The 1,460-nt window shown below is 76.7% G+C and carries 1 protein-coding gene; it reads left to right on the forward strand.

The window, feature by feature from the left end:
* The first annotated feature begins 261 nt into the window (after nucleotides 1–261).
* On the forward strand, nucleotides 262–1,374 hold the full coding sequence (locus RKE29_RS29835; RefSeq protein WP_312008837.1) for a sialidase family protein: 1,113 nt from the start codon (nucleotides 262–264) through the stop codon (nucleotides 1,372–1,374).
* The last annotated feature ends 86 nt before the right edge of the window (nucleotides 1,375–1,460 follow it).

Here is a 1,460-nt window from a genome sequence, read left to right on the forward strand (position 1 = left end):
GCGGGCAAGCCGCCGAAGCCCGCGCCGCCCGCCCGCGCGGGGCCGGGCGCCGCCGGGGCCGGACGGGTGGGCCGGGACCGGTCCGGCCACCCCGATGGGGGCCGCCGGTCCGCTGGCATCGCCACGGGTCCGTGTGCGGTGTCTTGACGGTCCATCAGGCAATCTCTATGGTCACAGCGGACAACGGACGTCCTACGTCCGCTTTCCGCACGCCGTGTCAGGCGTCGGCACTCGATCGCAACGGGGCATCGGGAGGGTCGGATGACAGCAGCAGGCGCGACCGCGCGTCCCTACGAGATCTCGGTGCCGTTCCGCGCGGGCGTCGGCGGGCACGCGAGCTACCGCATCCCCGCGGTCGTGGCCACCCGCGCGGGCACCCTGCTGGCCTTCGCCGAGGGACGGGTGGACTCCGCCGCCGACCACGGGCGCATCGAGCTGGTCCGCAAGCGCTCCACCGACGGCGGCCGCACCTGGGACCCGCTCGCCGTCGTCACCCGCAACGGCGACGGCACCGCGGGCAACCCGGCGCCCGTCGTCCTCGACAGCGGGCGTGTGGTGCTGGTGCACGTGCGCAGCGCGGCCGACGCCACCGAGGACCGCATCATGCGCGGCGAGGTGTCCGACGCCGACGGGCGGCGGGTGTGGGTGCAGCACAGCGACGACGACGGCGTCACCTGGAGCGACCCGCGCGAGATCACCGCGGACGCCAAGAAACCCGACTGGCGCTGGTACGCCACCGCGCCCGGCCACGCCGTCCAGCTGAGACACGGCCGGCACGCGGGCCGGATCGTCGTCCCGGCCAACCACTCGCTGCCGCCGGCCGGCTCCGACACCGGCACCGAGGGCCGCTACTACGGCGGGCACGGCCTGCTCAGCGACGACGGCGGCGAGACGTGGCGCATCGGGTACGTGGACGACAACCCCGACGGCTACATCAACGCCAACGAGTCCACCGCCGCCGAGCTGCCCGACGGCCGCGTCTACGTCAACGCGCGCAGCGACGCCCGCGCCCCCGGCACCCGGGCCGACGCGTACTCCTCGGACGGCTGCGCCACGCTGGACAAGCCGCTGCGGCCGCAGGCCGGGCTCGCCGGGCCGCCGGTGCAGGGCAGCGTGCTGCACCTGGGACAGCCGGACGTGCTGCTGTTCTCCGGCCCGGCCGACCCGCGCGCGCGGGCCCTGATGACCGTACGCGCGAGCCGCGACGGCGGCGTGACCTGGCGCCCGGCGCACACCGTGGACGGGCTGCCGGCCGCGTACTCCGACCTGGTGCGGGCCGACGCGGACACGGTCGGGCTGCTGTACGAGACGGGCGACTTCAGCGCCTACTCCACGATCACCTTCCGGCGCGTGCCCGTGGTGGAGCTGGCGTGACCCGCGGCGGCACGGCCAGCGACGCGGGGCGGCCGGCGGACGCCGACGGGGCCGCCGGGCCGCCCGGCGCCGCGGCCCACGCCCCC

Source organism: Streptomyces sp. B1866 (assembly GCF_031932565.1).
In the GTDB taxonomy this organism is placed as follows: domain Bacteria; phylum Actinomycetota; class Actinomycetes; order Streptomycetales; family Streptomycetaceae; genus Streptomyces.

Excerpts from the sequence above, each read along its gene's own strand:
- RKE29_RS29835 (WP_312008837.1), top strand. The coding sequence starts at position 262 with ATGACAGCAGCAGGCGCGACCGCGCGTCCCTACGAGATCTCGGTGCCG.